Below are 17,516 nucleotides of genomic sequence, written 5' to 3'. Positions count from 1 at the left end.
AAGCAGGCAGGCGAGTCGGCGCTGGCGGATGATTCGGAGGCTGTCAGGACAGCTGGAAATTCAGTAGTTTTATGATGGATTGATACAGGCTTTTCAGACGGCATCAGGCCGTCTGATACCCATTCACAAAAATAACTTAACGGCGCAGGCTTGCCTTACCGTACGTGTGTACTGTCTTCGGCTCGCCGCCTTGTTCGCTTACTTTTGTGAATGGGTATGAAAAGCCTGTCGGATAAGGAAGCATGTTGATTTTAAATCCGCCTTTTTTACGCCGCCTGCCCGTATTCCGCGTGCAAGCGGCCGTATTGCTGGTGCTGCTGTGGACGGCGCTGCCGCTGGCGGCTTCACTGCCTGTGGTGGTGGTGGCTTTGTTTGGCGGCCTGTGGCTGCTGCGGCTGGCGCTGCTGCGTTTACGTATCAACAAAATACCTGCCGCGGCCTTACTGCTGATGGCGGTGATGGCGGCGGCGTTGGTGTGGCAGCAGGCAGGCACTTTGTTTGGGCGTGAGGGTGGCGTTTCGTTGCTGTTGCTGCTGGTGATGCTCAAAGCGTTTGAAAACGGCACGCGCCGCGACGGGCAGGTGCTGCTGCTGGCGATGCTGTTTTTAACCGGTGCCGGCGTGCTGCTTAATCAAAGCCTGATGGCGGGTGTGTGGCTGTTGTCGAGCCTGGCGGCGATAGGCGTGTGCTTAGCCTTGCTGGCCGGGCTGCCGCTCAAGCAGGCGCTGCGGCAGAGTGCCAGCGCCTGGCTGCTGGCGTTGCCGCTGATGGCGGTGCTGTTTGCGGCGGTGCCGAGGGTGGACGGGCCGTTGTGGTCTATGCCGCAAAATCAGGCCGCGCAGGCGCAGACGGGTTTGTCGGACAGCATGGCGCCTGGCAGCATCAGCAACTTGGTGCAAAGTAACGAGTGGGTGGCCAACATCACTTTTTCAGACGGCCTGCAACCTCAGACGGGCGATTTATATTGGCGCGCCATCGTGATGAGCGAGTTTGACGGCCGCCGCTGGCAGGCGGTGGCTCATGATGACACCGACAGCGCCGAGGCGCCGGCAAGCCGCCGGCGGCTGCGTTATCAAATGATATTGCGTGACCGGCAGGGCGTGATTCCGGTGCTGGATTATCCGCAAACCGTACCGCAAGGTTTACAGAGCCGTTTGGGGCGGGTGTTGCGGGCGGAGCACAGCCGCGAGGGTTTGCGCCGCATCACGCTTGAGTCGGCGCTTACCGATACCTTGCCGCACCGCTTGAGTGCCGCCGAACACCGCCGCTACACCCGGCTGCCCGACGGTAATCTGCAAACGCGTCTGCTGGCCGAATCGCTGATGCGCCAATCGGCACATGTGCGCCAATTTATCGATAATGTGCTGCACTACTACCGCCGCCAATCGTTTGCCTACACTTTACAGCCGCCGCGCATGGGCAGCAGCGACAGCGTGGACGAATTTATGTTTCACGCCCGGCGCGGTTTTTGCGAGCATTATGCGCAAAGTTTTGTGGTGATGATGCGCGCCGCCGGGCTGCCGGCACGGGTGGTTACCGGTTATCACGGCGGCGAATACCGGCCGCAGGGCGGGTTTTGGCAAATCCGCAGCAAAGATGCCCATGCTTGGGCAGAGGTGTGGTTGGCTGATGAGCAGGCATGGCTGCGCGTCGACCCCACCGCGGCCGCATCATCGCGCAGCGAAGGCAGCCTGGCACGGGCTTTGCCGCCCGGCGAACGCAGCCTGCTGGCCGACCGGGGCGGCCGCTGGTCGCACTGGTATGACACGGGGCAGTATTATTGGCAGCAATGGGTGGTGAACTACGATCAGGGTAAGCAAAACGATTTGTTTGCCGCGCTGGGTTTGGGCGGCTTCCGCCCCGGCACATTGCTGCTGGTATTGCCCGCAGGCTTGCTGTTGGCGGTGTTGCCGTTATTATGCTGGTGGCTGGCCGGGCGGCAGCGGCGTGATGATTTGCAGGCGGGTTTTATGCTGCTGAAAACCGCGCTGATGGGCGAAGGAGACCCTGCTGTTGCCGCCACCAGCGCAGACGGCCTGCGCCGCCTGCTGGCGCAGCACGGTATAGAAGATGCGGCGTTGCAGCGGTTGCTGGATGAATACGAATATTGGCTGTATGCCGCCGAACAACCGCCATCCAAACGCCTGCAACGGCGCTGGTACCGGCGGGCACGGGCGCTGGCCGGGCGTTATTACCGGCAACGCGGCAGATAATCTGTTGAGGCCGTCTGATACCCATTCACAAAAGTAACCTAATGGCGCGCCTTGCCCTACGAACTGTACTGTCTTCAAGCTCGCTGCCTTGTTCGCTTATTTTTGTGAATGGGCATGAAAAACATTCATGCCCACATTTCATACAAGTGCCAGTAAGTGCAGCAAGGCTTTTTAACAAATGCGGTTGGCGGGTGTTTGTTGCCCGGCATCTGCCTGTTCAGAAACAAAAATCCCCTTGATAAACGAATGGTCAGAGCACCCTAAGCGGTAAGGCAGGCAGATGCATTCAGGTTATTTTTTAAGGGTGTCAATGCCTTTCAGACGGCCTCGATGTTGTGCCGCCCGCAAAAAATGCAAAATTTATACCACACTCTGCCGTTGAAAATACCCATTAATGCGGCCAATGGCGGCAGGCGGGTTTATCAGCCGCCCAAACATGTTCATAATACCGTATCGTGAAAACGTTTGAATATCTGCTGCGGTCAAGACGCTTTAGGGCACCCCGTCCGGCCGCTTTCGCCATCCCCATGATTGAGGCCGTCTGAAAGGCCGTTCGGATAATCGCACATGAAACATTTATTTTCATCTTGGAGCCGCTTGCTCGGCCAAAAGTTGTCGCATAAAGCGGTGCAGACACAGCGTTTGTCGCGCAAAACCATTGCGTTTATGTTTTTGTTGGCCGGCTCTGCGCTGGTGGCGCTGACATCGTTGGTGTTTGCCAAAATGGCTGATTGGGCGTTGGAACAAAATGCCCACTGGGTGCAGCAGTATCCGTGGTTTGCCTGGATGGCGCTGCCGCTGGGGCTGCCGCTGATTGCCTGGCTCACGCGCCGTTTTGCGCCTTATACCGCCGGCAGCGGTATTCCGCAGGTGCTGGCTTCGTTGTCGCTGCCGCACGGGCCGCAAAAAACGCGGCTGGTGTCGCTTTGGCAGACCGCGTTAAAAATTCCGCTGACATTTCTGGGCATGCTGGCCGGTGCCTCTATCGGCCGCGAAGGACCTTCTGTGCAGGTGGGGGCGGCGGTGATGGCGGCTTGGGGGGCGTGGTGCAAAAAGCACAATCTGGCGTTTAAAGGCTTGCAGGAAAATGATTTGCTCGCAGCCGGTGCGGCCGGCGGTTTGGCGGCGGCGTTTAATGCGCCGCTGGCGGGGGTGGTGTTTGCCATTGAAGAGCTGGGGCGCGGTGTGATGCTGCGCTGGGAGCGGCAGATTTTTATCGGTGTGCTGGCTGCGGGTTTCATCCAAGTGGCCGTTCAGGGTAACAACCCTTATTTTTCAGGCTTTCACGGCGATGCGCTGCCGCATATGCTGGCCTGGGTGTTGCTGTGCGCACTGGTGTGCGGGGTGGCCGGCGGGCTGTTTGCGCGCTTTCTGTATAAAGGCGCGGCCGGTATTGCGCCCGAGCGCTGGCGCGGCTGGATACGCCGTCACCCGCTGTTGCTGGCGGGGCTGATCGGTGTGCTGCTGGCGGCCGTCGGCACGCTGTATCAGGGGCAGACTTTCGGCACCGGCTACCATGAAGCCTCCGGTGCTTTGCGGCGCATGTATGAAGCACCGCCGGGGGTGGCGCTGGCGAAGTGGGCGGCCACGGTGTTGTCTTATTGGGCAGGCATTCCCGGCGGTATTTTCACGCCGGCGCTGACGGTGGGGGCGATGATGGGGCAGCAGATTGCCCAGATCGGCGGTTTGGAAACCGGGGTGAATGTGCTGGTGTTGATTTGCATGGCGGCCTTTCTGGCAGCGGCCACGCAATCGCCGCTGACCGCCAGTGTGATTGTGATGGAAATGACCGGCGGGCAGAATCTGTTGTTTTGGTTGCTGATTGGTGCTATTTTTGCATCTCAAGTATCGCGCCAGTTTTCGCCCAAGCCGTTTTACCACGCAGCGGGCTTACGCTACCGGCAGCGCGTACAGGAAGAATATGCGGCCCAACAGGCTCAAACCGCGGCGTTGCCCGGCACATCTGTAACCAGGGAGAAATAATATATGGCAGTGAATTTGCGAGAAAAAGAAGCATCCGAATTGTTAACCGTCGACGGTGCGCAGGTGTTTGTCGGGCAAGCCGGTGTGAAAAAGCCCGATCACGATGATCTGACTTTGATTGTTTTGAATAAAACCAACAGCGTGGGCGCGGTATTTACCCAAAACCGCTTCTGCGCCGCGCCGGTGCATGTGGCCAAGGCACATCTGGCTAATGAAAACGGCATTCGCGCGCTGGTTATCAATACCGGCAATGCCAATGCCGGCACCGGCGCCCAAGGCCGGGAAGATGCGCTGGCCGTCTGCGCCGCCGCCGCTGCCCAAGTGGGCTGCGAAGCGGAACAAGTGCTGCCGTTTTCCACCGGTGTGATTTTGGAGCCTTTGCCGGTGCAGAAAATTGTGGCGGCGCTGCCCGATGTGAAACCGGTGCACTGGAACGATGCCGCCCGCGCCATCATGACCACCGACACCCTGCCCAAAGCCGCCAGCCGTGAGGCCAAAATCGGCAGCAGCCATACCGTGCGCGCCACCGGTATTTCGAAAGGCTCGGGCATGATTTGCCCCAACATGGCCACTATGCTCGGCTTTATCGTAACCGATGCCAAAGTGTCGCAGCCGATTTTGCAGATGCTCACGCAGGAAATCGCCGATGCTTCGTTTAACAGCATTACCGTAGACGGCGATACCAGCACCAACGACAGTTTTGTGATTATCGCCACCGGCAAATGCGGCCAAAGCGAAATCGACAATATCGCCGACCCGCGCTACGACCAGCTCAAAGCCTTGCTCGGCAGCCTGGCGTTGGAGCTGGCGCAAGCGATTGTGCGCGACGGCGAAGGTGCCACCAAATTCATCACCGTTAAAGTCGAAAATGCCGAAAGCCGTGAAGAAGCGCGCCAAGTGGCCTATGCCATCGCTCATTCGCCGTTGGTAAAAACCGCTTTTTTTGCCAGCGACCCCAATCTCGGCCGCCTGCTCGCCGCCATCGGTTATTCGGGCGTGGCGCATCTGGATACCGATAAAGTGCGCTTGTATCTGGGCGATGTGCTGGTGGCCGAACACGGCGGTCGCGCTGCAAGCTACACCGAAGCGGCAGGGCAGCAGGTGATGAACGACGATGAAATTCTCGTGCGCGTAGATTTACAGCGCGGACAGGCCGCCGCCACGATTTATACCTGCGATTTGTCGCACGGTTATGTGTCGATTAATGCCGATTACCGCTCATAAATAAGCTGCATCACTGTGAGGCCGTCTGAAAATAAGTTTTCAGACGGCCTTGATTGTTGCCCCGCTGCGCCGTTACCCATTCACAAAAATAACCTAACTACGTTGGCTCTCCTTGCGGTACGTGTGTGCTGTCTTCGGCTTGCCGCCTTGTTAGCTTACTTTTGTGAATGGATCCGGCTGCATTTTGTTTGGTTGAATATCCGCCGGTTTCACGATATATTTCCTTATCATCAAATCAATAAGGTTCAGGCCGTCTGAAAGCTGAAAACCTGTCGACAAAGAGAGAAATATATGAATACATTAAACGCTGCCAATACTGTGTGTATTGTGGTGGACATTCAAGAGCGGCTCACGCCGGCGCTGCATGATGCGCAAAGTATGATTGAGCGCAGCCGCGTGTTGTTGCAGGGTTTGCAGGCGCTGGAGGTGCCGCTGCTGGTTACCGAGCAGTATCCGAAAGGTTTGGGGCCGACTGTGCCGGCCATCAAGTTGTTGTTGGGGGCGGCGCCGGTGTTTGAAAAAACGCGTTTTTCGGCGTTTATCGATGAGGTGGCGGCGGCTTTGCAGCAACACGGTGCGGAAAATGTGATTTTGGTGGGGGCTGAGGCGCATGTATGCATGCTGCAAACCGCGCTGGATTTGCGTGCCGGCGGTTATGCGGTGTATGTGCCGTCTGAGTGCACCACTTCGCGCAGCTTGGTCAATCGGGTTAATGCGCTGGAGCAGATGGCGGCGGCGGGTGTGGTGGTGTCGAATGTGGAAAGTGTGTTGTTCCAATTGTTGGGCGATGCCAAGCATGCGGCGTTTAAAACCGTGTCGAAATTGATTCAGTAGCCGGTTGCTTGAGGCCGTCTGAAAGGGTTTGCATGTGCGTCACCATTCAGACGGCCTCGGTATTGTTTGCCGTTTGCAGTATAAGCGGATTTTTGATACCCATTGATAAAAGTCAGCTCACAAGGCGGCGGGCCGAAGACGGTACAGGTGGTACGGTCAGGCAGGCCAACGCGGTTGGGTTATTTTTGTGAATGGATATTACGGGCATTATTTCAGATTGGAAACCATGCAATACACCATCAGCCTTGCCGAAGCGGATGAATTGGCCGCGATTGTCGAGATTTATAACAGCACCATTGAGAGCCGCCAATCTACGGCTGATTTACGCCCCGTGAGTGTGGCATCGCGCCGGGCGTGGTTTGATGCGCATGGCGGCAACCGCCCGCTTTATGTGTTGAAAAATGCGCAAAACGAGGTGTTGGCCTGGGGCAGTTTCAGTGATTACTATCCGCGCGCGGCCTATCATATCAGCGCCGAAATCAGCGTGTATGTGCGCCATGATATGCGCGGGGTGGGGGTGGGCAGGATTTTGCTGCAACATATGCTCGAACGGGCGCCTTCGTTGGGCATCCGCAATATTTTGGCGGTGATTTTCGGCCACAATCATGCCAGCATCCGCCTGTTTCATTCGCTCGGTTTTCAGGAATGGGGCCGGTTGCCGCAGGTGTGTGATTTGGAAACTCAAGAGGCGGATATTGTGATTTTGGGCAAGCGGGTGGTGGATTGAGGCCGTCTGAACGTCATCGTCATCGATCATCCTGCCAATGTTTCAGACGGCCTTGCCCCGCTTATACCCATTCACAACAGTAAGCGGACAAGGCGGCGAGCTGAAGACAGTACAGTTAGTACGGCAAGGCGAGCCAACGCCGTTAGGTTACTGTTGTGAACGGATTACACATCGGTGTTGTCTACCAGCCCTTTGGCCAGTTTTTCAGGAGTGAAGCGCAGCGATTGCGGGTAGGGATAAAAATCGTCGACCCGCCCTTGTTGCAGCGATTCTTTTTTGCCCTGCCAGAATTCAGGCGTGAGCAAATCTTTGTGGTGCTGTAAAAACACTTGCCGCACATCCGGCTCGCCCAACAGGAAAGGGCCGAATTCTTCGGGGAAAACATCGCCTTTGTGCACCGGATACCATACTTCGCCCGACATTTCGTATTCGGGATTGGGCGCGGGCGGAATCTTGCGGAAGTTGCAGTCGGTCATGTATTCGATTTCATCGTAATCATAGAAAATCACGCGGCCGAAGCGGGTCATGCCGAAGTTTTTATACAGCATGTCGCCGGGGAAAATATTGGCCGAGGCCAGCTCTTTGAGGGCGTAGCCGTAATCGATGACCGCCGCCGCTTTTTCGGCGGGGTCGGCTTTCTGCATAAACAGATTCAAGGGCTTGAGGCGGTATTCGACATACACATGTTTAATCACCACATGGTTTTCGTGTTCTTCAAGCTGGCTGGGTGCCATTTGGCGCATTTCTTCTAAAAATTCCTCACTGCAACGCGATTTCGGCAGCGGTACATTGGAAAATTCCAGAATATCGGTCATGCGGCCGACGCGGTCGTGTTTTTTCACCAGCAGGTATTTGCGGCGCACGTATTCCTGATCAAAATCTTTATTCGGGCCGAATTTGTCTTTAATCACCTTAAACACATAAGGAAACGAGGGTAGGGTAAACACCGTCATCACCAGCCCTTTAACGCCCGGGGCGAGGATAAACTGGTCGTGCGAATATTCGAGATGCTGCACAAATTCGCGCCACCAGATGTTTTTGCCCTGCTTGTGCAGGCCGACCATGGTGTAGAGATCGCCCGGTGTGCGCATCGGCAGAATGGCGTTGAGAAACTGCACGTAGCCGCTGGGCACCGGCATGTCGACCAAAAAATAAGCGCGTGCAAATGAAAACAGCACGGCGATTTGTTTGGGGTCAAACAGCGCCGCATCCACCATCAGCTCGCCCTCGTTATTGTGTACGATGGCCAGCGCAAACGGGTGGCGGCTGCTGCCGTTGATGATTCTGCCGAAAATATAAGCGCCTTTGTTGCGGTAAAACGGCGAATTGAGCACCTGTACATGCAGGTTCAGCTCTTCAGGCGGCCATTCGGCCTGAAAGTGCTGTTTGGCGGCGCGCAAAATGCTGCTGATGTCTTTCGCGGCGTGGGCAAACGGCACCTGCCAGTCGAAATGGCGCAGAATTTCGCGCATGCAGTCGCGCAGCCCTTGTTTGCTGGGGTAAAACGAGCAGAAGGTGGGCGGATCAGAATCGATGTATTCGGTGCTGGTGGCCGGCTTGATAAAGATAAACTGATTGTTGTAATACTCTTTGGAAAGCAGCCGCGTAGACACCGAATTGAAAAAAGTTTCTGCCAGCTCGGGCTGTTTGTGGTTGACCAGCAGGGCGATGTATTCGGTTTTGGCCGCCGCCCATACTTCGTCGCTCAAGGCATCGGCGGCATATTCGCTGCGCAAGATGGCCACCGCTTCCTGCACGCGCTGGTCGTACATCTGGATGCGTTCGGCCACCAAGTCTTGAATGCCGTGCCAATCACGGTTTTCAAACAGCGCTTTGGCGCGGGCGGTTACTTCGCGGTAAAGGCGGTAGTGTTTGTTGAACCCCTCAAGCATGGTTTGCGCCACCGAGCGCCCTTGGGTTTGCGTGTTGTGCGCAATCATGGGTATTTTCCTTTGTTGGCCGACGGGCTTTGCCTGGCTTTCAGACGGCCTCTGTTGTCATTGGTGTGATGGCTGTTACCTTATGTTGTTTTATGTAGTTTGGCAAGCATGGCCATTCGCAAAAACCCTCATAAACGATGTCAGCCTTTGGTGAATGGGTTGAGCTCAAACAGAAAGTTCGCAGGCGGGGCTCACGCTACGTCTGCGTTGCCAACCGTTACCGGCGGCAATACCATCAAAGCCAGGCCGTCTGAAACTGCACTTTCACTGTTTTCAGACGGCCTTAACCTATCGGCAAACGCTGAACCGGCGCTATTTGGCATCGTTGCGTGGTGATGGTGGGCAACATGTAGCGTGGGCTCCATTCGCGGAAAAACTGTCTGTTGCTCACCGCTTTGTTTGCTGGCTTTTGTCGATGGTTATCAGGCCGTCTGAAAGCTGCAATACGCTTTCAGACGGCCTAACCGATATTACGCTTCGGAAGGTTGCAGGCAGGGCTTGCGCCGGGGCAGGGCATTGCCTATGGCCGCCGCCAGAATCAGCGCCACGCCGGCATATTGCCAGCCGCCCAAACGCTCGTTCAGCAGCCAGGCGGCCAGAGCGATGGCGGTGAGCGGCTCAAACACGGTAAACACCGCCGCCCGCGCCGCCGGCATTTTTTGCAGCCCTTTCACAAACAATGCAAACGCCGCCAGCGTGCCCACCAAGGCCAGGCCGGCGGCGGACAGCCAAACGTCGGCAGGTTGGCCGGCAAGCCTGGCAAAGGCGCTGCGGGTGTCGGGCAGCAGGCACAATGCCAGCGCAGAAAACCCGATGGAAGTAAAAAAGACCAGCATCGGCGGATGGCCGCGCATGGCGCGTTTGCCCAACACGCCGTAAAGCGCATAGCAAATGCCGGCACCCAAGCCGAATGCCATGCCGGCCGGATGCGCGCGCAGGCCGTCGCCGAGCGTCAGCGCCACACCGGCGGCGGCCACCACCGCCAGCAGCGCCGATTGGCGGGTAATGCCTTCGCCAAGCAGCAACCGCGCCAAAATCAGGCTCCACACCGGTGCAGTGTAGAGCAGCGCCACTGCCAGCGAAGGGCCGATGCGGGACACGGCGGCAAAATAACACAGGCTCATGCCCAGCATGCCGATTAATGATTGCAGCGCCAACATGGGCAGATCGCGGTATTGCAGCCGGCGCAGTTGCGGCCAAAACCACGGCAGCGCAGGCAGCAGCAGCGCAAACGCCAGCGTGATGCGCAAAGCAGCCACTTCGGCGCTGCTGAAATCCAGCTGCTTGAGCGTGGTGCCCAAAATGCCCAGCGTGCCCCAACAGGCGGCGCCGGTGATAATCTGCATCATGCCGAGGGTGGCAGGGTTCATGCTTTTCCTTTCAGACGGCCTCTTTCAGACGGCCTATAGAAACGGCAATTGAATAATGGCATTTTTTCAAATCAATCCAATTGTTTTAAAAGAGCAACCAATAAAAGATGGTTGGCATTAAAATTGCCGAATCTATAGAGCATATGCGGCGTTTCGAGGGTTGCAGCCGTTGCGGCAGATTGGCCATTCACATGATCGGCTCATTGCCCGAACATTGTTTCAGACGGCCTGATATCGGGCACGTTTCCATATCGGATGGCCGTTGATGCTGCGGATGGCTAGGGTGTCCTTGCGGGTATATTTTGCCCCTGAAAACGCATCTGCTGTGTTAAAACGTCTCGCAAGATGCCCAATCTTGCTGCGATTTTTACCTTGCACCTGCATTTTCAGGAACAAAAATCCCCTTAAATCGACACATCAGGACACCCTAAGCAGCATAAACGGCTCAAGGGTTTACGACAAGGTTTCTCTGCTGCGGTCTTTGCCGGCGCAAACGGCGATTAAGGCCATCAGCGCCACGGCCATCAGATACCATGCCGGTGAGAGTTTGCTGCCGCTGCTGCTGATCAGCCAAGTGGCCACCAGCGGGGCGGTGCCGCCGAGCAGGGCGTTGGCGCAATTGAAGCTGAAGGCAAAGCCGGTATAGCGCACGTCGGTGGGGAAAATTTCCGATAAATAAGCCGGCAGCGTGCCGTCGTTGACCGACAAAATCGCGCCGAAAATCACCTGAATCAGCAGAATCATGCCGAAGCCGCCCCAGCCGAACAGGCTGAACAGCGGCACGGTGGCCACGATAAACAGCACCGAAGCGGTAATCAGCATGGCTTTGCGGCCGTATTTGTCTGACAGCGTGCCCATCAGAAAGATAAACCCAATGTAGGAAAGCAGGGATATTGACGCGGCAAAAAACGACTGGGTTTTGCTCACGCCCATTTCTTCCGATAAATAAGTCGGCATATAGCTCAAAATCAGATAGAAGGCCACGGCATTGAGGCAGGCCACCAGAAAGGCCAGCAGCAGGGCGCGGCGGTGGTGGCGGAACAGGCGTGAAATCGGCACGCTCTCAGGCTTGGCGGCTTGGGCGGATTTTTGAAACTGCGGCGTTTCTTCCAGCTTCAGGCGGATGTAGCGACCCACCAGCCCCAGCGGTGCGGCCAGCAGAAACGGCAGCCGCCAGCCCCAATCGGCAATGGCTTCGGCGCTGAGCCATTCATACATACCGGCAGCCATCAGCGAGCCGAGCAGCAGGCCGGCGGCGGTGCTGGCCGGTACAATGCTGGTGTAGAAGCCGCGTTTTTCGGGCGGCGCGTATTCGGCCAGAAAAGCCGATGCGCCGGCATATTCGCCCGAGGCGGAAAAGCCTTGAAACATGCGCAAAACCAGCAGCATCACCGGCGCGGCGATGCCGATGCTGGCATAACCGGGCAAGAGGGCAATCAGAAAGGTGGCAGCCGACATAATCAGAATCGACCAGGAAAGCGCCGGGCGGCGGCCGTATTTGTCGCCGATATAGCCCCAGAAAATGCCGCCGAGCGGGCGGATGAGAAACGAAATGGCAAACACGGCATAAGCCGACATCAGCGCGGTGGTTCGGTCGCCGGTGGGAAAAAACACGCTGGCGATTACGGCAGCGAGATAGCCGTAAGCACCATAGTCGAACCATTCGACAAAATTGCCGATAAAGCTGGCGCGGGCGGCTTTTTTAAGGTTTTTTTCGCTGTCGGCGGATTGTTGCGGCAACGATTCGTGATAGGGGGCGGTCAGTTGCATGGTGTGGCTCCTTGAAAAATATCAGGCCGTCTGAAACCTATTTATCGGCTTGCTTGGATAACGGGTGTCAAACATCAGGCCGGGATAATGTTGTGTGCCGGGCCGTAGCCGAAGCCGGTGATGTTGTCGGCGCCGTTTTCGGTAATCACCACAATATCGTGCTCGCGGTAGCCGCCGGCGCCGCTCATGCCTTCGGGCAGCATAATCATCGGCTCCATCGACACCACCATGCCGGGCGCGAGCACGGTGTCGATGTCTTCGCGCAGCTCCAGCCCGGCTTCGCGGCCGTAATAATGGGACAGCACGCCGAAAGAATGGCCGTAGCCGAAGGTGCGGCGGTCGAGCAGGCCGTGGCGGGCATAGATTTCGTTGAGCTCGGCGGCAATATCGCCGCAACGCATGCCCGGTTTGAGCAGCTTCAAGCCGGCTTCGTGCACTTCAACGTTGATTTCCCACAGCCGCAGCGAGGCGGCATCGGGTTCGCCGTAAAACAAGGTACGCTCCAGCGCGGTGTAATAGCCGGCAATCATGGCAAAGCAGTTGAGACTGAGAATGTCGCCTTTCTGCACTTTGCGTGCGGTTACGGGGTTGTGTGCACCGTCGGTATTGATGCCGGATTGAAACCAGGTCCAAGTGTCCATCAGCTCGCTGTGCGGAAAGCGGCGGCCGATTTCGCGCACCATCGCCTGCGTGGCGGCCAGCGCCACTTCATATTCGGGCACGCCCTCCGCCACCGCCGCCACCAAAGCCGCGCCGCCGATGTCGCACACTTGCGCACCGTGTTTGATGAGGGCGATTTCTTCGGCCGATTTAATCATGCGCATCTGCATGCAGGCGGCGCTGATGTCGACAAATTCCACATCGGGCAGCGCGGCTTTCAGTTTGTTTAACCGCTCCAGCGGCAGATGGTCGAATTCGATGCCGACACGGCCGCGGTTGGGCACTTCTTGCGCCACGGCACGAAAATAATTGTCGCGCTGCCAGTCGGTATACACCACGTTGCGTTCGCCGGCGTTGCGGCGGAACGGTTGGCCGCCGTCGATGTTGGCGGAAATCAGCGTGCTGCTCTCGGGCGTAACCACAAAGCCGTAGAAACGGCCGAAAGAGCAATAGAGAAAATCGGCGTAGTAGCAGATATTGTGATAAGAGGTAAACAACACCGAATCAATGCCGGCGGCGGCCATGTGCGCGCGCAATTGCGTGTGGCGGCGGCGGTATTCTTCTGCGCTGAAGGTGGCGGGCGCTTTGGCGCCGTTTTCGATGCTGATGAGGCTGGGCAGATGTTGCATGGTGTTCATGGAAAGCTCCTCAAGGGGTAACGGCTCCTATCATATTGAAAACAGATTGTTGACAATTTTCGTAAAACGACTTAGTTTTGGCTTGAAACGACAAATGTTTCAGACGGCCTGAAAGTCAAGGCTGAGGCCGTCTGAGTGCTGCTGCAAACAAGGAAAAATAATGGCGAAGACTGCCGCTGCGCCCTGCCGTTTGGGCTTTTTATTGATAGACGGCTTTACCATGATTGCTTTTGCCAATGCCATCGAGCCGTTTCGCATGGCCAATTACGCATCGGAACAAACGCTCTACACTTGGAAAGTGGCCGGGCTGGCAGGCCAGCACACCGCTGCCAGCAACGGCTTGCAAATCCAGCATACCGATACGCCCGAGGGCTTGTTGGAATGCGATTTGGTGCTGGTGTGCGGCGGTTATCAAATCCAACATCTGGTGTCGCCCGCCATCCGCCTGCTGCTGCAAAGGCTGGCCGCACGCGATATCGCTTTGGGCGGCGTGTGCACCGGTGCGCTGGCGCTGGCCGATGCCGGCGTGCTCGACAGCTATCAGGCCTCGCTGCATTGGGAAAATTTTATTGCCGCACAGGAAAGCTACCCGGGTGTGGCGTTTCGCCAGAATCTCTACACCATCGACCGCAACCGCTACACCTGCTCCGGCGGGGCTTCGGCGCTGGATATGGCGCAGGCAGTCATCCGCCAGCATCACGGCCGGGTTTTGGCCGCGCAGATTGCCGAGTATTTTGATGTCGCCTACATGCGCACCGCCGACAGCCTCCAGCATGCACCGGCGCCCGCCGGCAGCGCGCCCGGTTACGAGCATGTGGCCGATGCGGTGGCATTGATGCAGGCCAATATCGAAGAGCCGCTGACGCTGGCCGATGTAGCAGAGCTGTGCCGGGTGTCGCCGCGGCAGCTGCAAAGATTGTTTCAGCGTTATCATCAAACCAGCCCGGCCGGCTATTATCTGCAACAGCGCTTGCGCCGTGCCCGCGAATTGTTGCAGCAAACCAGCCTCAGCATCACCGATATCAGCATTGCCTGCGGCTTTCTCACCGTGTCGTCATTCAGCAAAGCATTCCGCAAACAATACGGATATCCGCCCACGCAGCAACGCAAAGAAGAAGCCGCTTGAATGCTTGAATATTTTTCAGACGGCCTTATATTAGAGCGATAAACCGTTAACCCCCTATACCGACAAAGGCTGGTAACCATGACAGAAGCAAAACAAAATACCGAACAAAACCCGATTGAAACCGCAGCAGACGAAGCGGCTGACGTTTTCGAAAACGGCGAAGCCGAAACCGAAGCCGCCGTGCCCGATTACGAAGATTTGCAGGCGCGCGTCGAAGAGCTGGAAGGCATGCTTAAAGACGAACAATTGCGCGGCCTGGCCAACGAGCAAAATCTGCGCCGCCGCCATCAGGAAGAAATCTTGGCCGCCCATAAATTTGCCGGCCAGAAATTCGCCACCGAAATGCTGCCGGTCAAAGATTATCTGGAAATGGCGCTGCTTGACCAAAGCGGCAATTTCGACGCCCTGAAAATGGGGGTGCAGATGACCTTGGCCGAATTGCAAAAAGCCTTTGAAAACACCCAAATCAAAGAGATTAACCCGCAACCGGGCGACAAGCTCGACCCGCACCAACATCAGGCCATGCAGGCGGTGGAAAGCGAGCAGGCGCCCAATACCGTGGTGAGCGTGATGAAAAAAGGCTATACCTTGAGCGAGCGCGTATTGCGCCCCGCCATGGTGGTGGTGTCTAAAGCAGAGGGCGAAGCCTGAACGCACCGTTGTTCACGTTTTATCAAACACAAAATATTCAGACGGCCTGCAAGCCCATCAGAGGCCGTCTGAAACACAGATTGCACCGGGCTTGTGGATAAGCAAATCAAGCATTTGAATTAAAAATGATTATTCGGCTGAAAAATTTTGTACGGCCATACTTGAAAAGCAGCAAACCTCCCTTATTTACACTCCCGACAGGGCACAAGCCCGCAGCAAGATTTAAAAATCACTAAAATCATTAAGGAGCTATACACAATGGCAAAAGTAATCGGTATCGACTTAGGTACAACCAATTCATGTTTGGCCATCTCGGAAAACGGCCAAACCAAAGTTATTGAAAATGCAGAAGGCGCACGCACCACCCCGTCTGTGATCGCTTATCTCGACGGCGGCGAAATTCTGGTCGGCGCCCCGGCCAAACGCCAAGCAGTAACCAACCCCAAAAACACTATTTATGCCGCCAAACGCCTCATCGGCCATAAATTCGACGATAAAGAAGTACAAAAAGACATCGACCTGATGCCGTTTGAAATCATCAAAGCCGCCAACGGCGATGCTTGGGTGAAAGCACAAGGCAAAGAATTGTCGCCGCCGCAAATTTCGGCCGAAGTATTGCGCAAAATGAAACAGGCGGCCGAAGCCTATTTGGGCGAAACCGTTACCGAAGCCGTGATCACCGTGCCGGCCTATTTTAACGACAGCCAACGCCAAGCCACCAAAGATGCCGGCCGCATCGCCGGTTTGGATGTAAAACGCATCATCAACGAGCCGACCGCCGCCGCTTTGGCGTTCGGCATGGATAAAAGCGACAAAGCCGACCGTAAAATCGCCGTATACGACTTGGGCGGCGGCACCTTCGATATTTCCATCATCGAAATCGCCAATGTCGACGGCGACAAACAATTTGAAGTGTTGGCCACCAACGGCGACACCTTCCTCGGCGGCGAAGATTTCGACCAACGCCTGATCGACCACATCATCGATGAGTTCAAAAAAGAACAAGGCATCGATTTGAAACAAGACGTGATGGCATTGCAACGTTTGAAAGAAGCAGCGGAAAAAGCCAAAATCGAATTGTCGAGCGGCCAGCAGACCGAAGTAAACCTGCCCTACATCACCATGGATGCCACCGGCCCGAAACACTTGGCGATGAAAATCACCCGCGCCAAATTCGAAAGCCTGGTAGAAGACTTGATTACCCGTTCCATCGAGCCGTGCAAAATCGCCGTTAAAGATGCCGGCCTGAGCGTGGGCGATATTGATGATGTGATTTTGGTGGGCGGTCAAAGCCGTATGCCGAAAGTGCAGGAAGCCGTGAAAGCCTTTTTCGGCAAAGAACCGCGCAAAGACGTGAACCCCGATGAAGCCGTAGCCGTGGGTGCTGCGATTCAGGGCGAAGTATTGAGCGGCGGCCGCAGCGATGTATTGCTGCTCGACGTTACCCCGTTGTCGCTCGGTATCGAAACCATGGGCGGTGTGATGACCAAACTGATTCAGAAAAACACCACCATTCCGACCAAAGCTTCTCAAACCTTCTCAACCGCAGAAGACAACCAAAGCGCCGTGACCATTCATGTGCTGCAAGGCGAGCGCGAACGTGCATCGGCCAACAAATCACTGGGCAACTTCAACCTCGGCGATATTGCACCCGCACCGCGCGGCATGCCGCAAATCGAAGTAACCTTTGATATCGATGCCAACGGTATTCTGCATGTGTCGGCCAAAGACAAAGGCACCGGTAAAGAAGCCAACATCACCATTCAAGGCTCTTCCGGTTTGAGCGAGGAAGAAATCGAACGCATGGTGAAAGATGCCGAAGCCAACGCAGAGGAAGATAAAAAACTGACCGAGCTGGTGGCTTCGCGCAACCAAGCCGAAGCGCTGATTCACTCTGTGAAAAAATCACTGGCTGATTACGGCGACAAACTCGATGCGGATGAAAAAGCCAAAATCGAAGATGCGCTGAAAGAGGCCGAAGAAGCGGTAAAAGGCGAAGATAAAGAAGCCATCGACGCCAAAGCCGAAGCCTTGGGTGCAGCCAGCCAGAAACTGGGCGAAATGGTTTACGCGCAAGCACAGGCAGAAGCTCAGGCAGCCGAAGGCGGCGCACAGGCCGAAGCGGCTTCAAACCAAGGCAGCGATGATGTTGTTGATGCCGAATTTGAAGAAGTGAAAGATAAAAAAGACTAAGTTTTATCGGATCACGCCCAAGAGAGAGAGCACCGGAAACGGTGCTCTTTTTTTACGGCTGTTTGTGATACCCATGCACAAAAGTAAGCAAACAAGGCGGCGGGTCGAGGGCGGTGCAAATATAGTGAAATAAATAAAAAAGGGCTATGGCGTTGCCGCGCCTTGCTGTTACGCGCTCACTGTTTGC

13 protein-coding genes are annotated in these 17,516 nt (G+C 56.2%); 8 read left to right on the top strand and 5 right to left on the bottom strand.

What is annotated here, in order from left to right; all coding sequences use genetic code 11:
• The first annotated feature begins 242 nt into the window (after positions 1 to 242).
• The 5 genes from LVJ83_RS12530 to LVJ83_RS12510 all read left to right on the top strand — a co-directional run bounded on the left by LVJ83_RS12530 (position 243) and on the right by LVJ83_RS12510 (position 6,981).
• The gene (locus tag LVJ83_RS12530; RefSeq protein WP_244784995.1) at positions 243 to 2,213 is read left to right on the top strand and encodes a transglutaminase TgpA family protein; all 1,971 of its coding nucleotides are present in this window, start codon (positions 243 to 245) and stop codon (positions 2,211 to 2,213) included.
• Positions 2,214 to 2,780: 567 nt separating this feature from the next.
• The gene (locus LVJ83_RS12525; RefSeq protein WP_244784994.1) at positions 2,781 to 4,196 is read left to right on the top strand and encodes a chloride channel protein; all 1,416 of its coding nucleotides are present in this window, start codon (positions 2,781 to 2,783) and stop codon (positions 4,194 to 4,196) included.
• A 3-nt stretch (positions 4,197 to 4,199) separates the two neighbouring features.
• A complete protein-coding gene (gene argJ / locus LVJ83_RS12520; protein ID WP_244784993.1) occupies positions 4,200 to 5,420 on the top strand; it encodes a bifunctional glutamate N-acetyltransferase/amino-acid acetyltransferase ArgJ in 1,221 nt (406 codons plus the stop codon).
• 291 nt (positions 5,421 to 5,711) lie between these two features.
• Positions 5,712 to 6,254, top strand: a complete 543-nt coding sequence (locus LVJ83_RS12515) for an isochorismatase family protein (RefSeq protein ID WP_244784992.1) — start codon at positions 5,712 to 5,714, stop codon at positions 6,252 to 6,254.
• Between the two features lie 226 nt (positions 6,255 to 6,480).
• Positions 6,481 to 6,981: a GNAT family N-acetyltransferase gene (locus LVJ83_RS12510; RefSeq protein ID WP_244787780.1), complete on the top strand. Its 501-nt coding sequence runs from the start codon at positions 6,481 to 6,483 to the stop codon at positions 6,979 to 6,981.
• Between the two features lie 164 nt (positions 6,982 to 7,145).
• Here LVJ83_RS12510 and aceK read toward each other — a convergent pair whose 3' ends face one another.
• The 5 genes from aceK to LVJ83_RS12490 form a co-directional block, all read right to left on the bottom strand.
• Positions 7,146 to 8,921 carry a bifunctional isocitrate dehydrogenase kinase/phosphatase gene (gene aceK, locus LVJ83_RS12505; RefSeq protein ID WP_244784991.1) on the bottom strand — a complete coding sequence of 592 codons (1,776 nt, stop codon included), beginning with the start codon at positions 8,919 to 8,921 and terminating at the stop codon, positions 7,146 to 7,148.
• 191 nt (positions 8,922 to 9,112) lie between these two features.
• Positions 9,113 to 9,244, bottom strand: a complete 132-nt coding sequence (locus LVJ83_RS13600; protein WP_280515215.1) for a hypothetical protein — start codon at positions 9,242 to 9,244, stop codon at positions 9,113 to 9,115.
• A 147-nt stretch (positions 9,245 to 9,391) separates the two neighbouring features.
• Positions 9,392 to 10,291 carry a DMT family transporter gene (locus LVJ83_RS12500; RefSeq protein WP_244784990.1) on the bottom strand — a complete coding sequence of 300 codons (900 nt, stop codon included), beginning with the start codon at positions 10,289 to 10,291 and terminating at the stop codon, positions 9,392 to 9,394.
• A gap of 453 nt (positions 10,292 to 10,744) precedes the next feature.
• Complete coding sequence (locus LVJ83_RS12495) at positions 10,745 to 12,061, bottom strand: MFS transporter (protein WP_244784989.1); 1,317 nt, start codon at positions 12,059 to 12,061, stop codon at positions 10,745 to 10,747.
• A gap of 74 nt (positions 12,062 to 12,135) precedes the next feature.
• Positions 12,136 to 13,359: an aminopeptidase P family protein gene (locus LVJ83_RS12490; RefSeq protein WP_244784988.1), complete on the bottom strand. Its 1,224-nt coding sequence runs from the start codon at positions 13,357 to 13,359 to the stop codon at positions 12,136 to 12,138.
• Positions 13,360 to 13,519: 160 nt separating this feature from the next.
• Here LVJ83_RS12490 and LVJ83_RS12485 point away from each other — a divergent pair, with 160 nt between their 5' ends.
• From LVJ83_RS12485 to dnaK, 3 genes are all read left to right on the top strand, one after another.
• Positions 13,520 to 14,485 carry a GlxA family transcriptional regulator gene (locus tag LVJ83_RS12485; RefSeq protein ID WP_244784987.1) on the top strand — a complete coding sequence of 322 codons (966 nt, stop codon included), beginning with the start codon at positions 13,520 to 13,522 and terminating at the stop codon, positions 14,483 to 14,485.
• Between the two features lie 78 nt (positions 14,486 to 14,563).
• Entirely contained in the window at positions 14,564 to 15,136 is a 573-nt protein-coding gene (grpE, locus tag LVJ83_RS12480) for a nucleotide exchange factor GrpE (RefSeq protein ID WP_244784986.1), read from the top strand.
• Between the two features lie 258 nt (positions 15,137 to 15,394).
• A complete protein-coding gene (gene dnaK / locus LVJ83_RS12475; RefSeq protein WP_244784985.1) occupies positions 15,395 to 17,329 on the top strand; it encodes a molecular chaperone DnaK in 1,935 nt (644 codons plus the stop codon).
• Positions 17,330 to 17,516 lie beyond the last annotated feature (187 nt).

Source organism: Uruburuella testudinis, from assembly GCF_022870865.1.
GTDB lineage: Bacteria > Pseudomonadota > Gammaproteobacteria > Burkholderiales > Neisseriaceae > Neisseria > Neisseria testudinis.
Note: the sequence above shows the minus strand (reverse complement) of the source record. Positions and strands in the feature narration are given on the sequence as shown.

What these genes read in the sequence shown, in the direction of transcription:
- LVJ83_RS12530 (WP_244784995.1), top strand. Translation starts at nt 243, where the DNA reads ATGTTGATTTTAAATCCGCCTTTTTTACGCCGCCTGCCCGTATTCCGC.
- LVJ83_RS12525 (WP_244784994.1), top strand. Translation starts at nt 2,781, where the DNA reads ATGAAACATTTATTTTCATCTTGGAGCCGCTTGCTCGGCCAAAAGTTG.
- argJ (WP_244784993.1), top strand. Translation starts at nt 4,200, where the DNA reads ATGGCAGTGAATTTGCGAGAAAAAGAAGCATCCGAATTGTTAACCGTC.
- LVJ83_RS12515 (WP_244784992.1), top strand. Translation starts at nt 5,712, where the DNA reads ATGAATACATTAAACGCTGCCAATACTGTGTGTATTGTGGTGGACATT.
- LVJ83_RS12510 (WP_244787780.1), top strand. Translation starts at nt 6,481, where the DNA reads ATGCAATACACCATCAGCCTTGCCGAAGCGGATGAATTGGCCGCGATT.
- aceK (WP_244784991.1), bottom strand. Translation starts at nt 8,921, where the DNA reads ATGATTGCGCACAACACGCAAACCCAAGGGCGCTCGGTGGCGCAAACC.
- LVJ83_RS13600 (WP_280515215.1), bottom strand. Translation starts at nt 9,244, where the DNA reads ATGCCAAATAGCGCCGGTTCAGCGTTTGCCGATAGGTTAAGGCCGTCT.
- LVJ83_RS12500 (WP_244784990.1), bottom strand. Translation starts at nt 10,291, where the DNA reads ATGAACCCTGCCACCCTCGGCATGATGCAGATTATCACCGGCGCCGCC.
- LVJ83_RS12495 (WP_244784989.1), bottom strand. Translation starts at nt 12,061, where the DNA reads ATGCAACTGACCGCCCCCTATCACGAATCGTTGCCGCAACAATCCGCC.
- LVJ83_RS12490 (WP_244784988.1), bottom strand. Translation starts at nt 13,359, where the DNA reads ATGAACACCATGCAACATCTGCCCAGCCTCATCAGCATCGAAAACGGC.
- LVJ83_RS12485 (WP_244784987.1), top strand. Translation starts at nt 13,520, where the DNA reads ATGGCGAAGACTGCCGCTGCGCCCTGCCGTTTGGGCTTTTTATTGATA.
- grpE (WP_244784986.1), top strand. Translation starts at nt 14,564, where the DNA reads ATGACAGAAGCAAAACAAAATACCGAACAAAACCCGATTGAAACCGCA.
- dnaK (WP_244784985.1), top strand. Translation starts at nt 15,395, where the DNA reads ATGGCAAAAGTAATCGGTATCGACTTAGGTACAACCAATTCATGTTTG.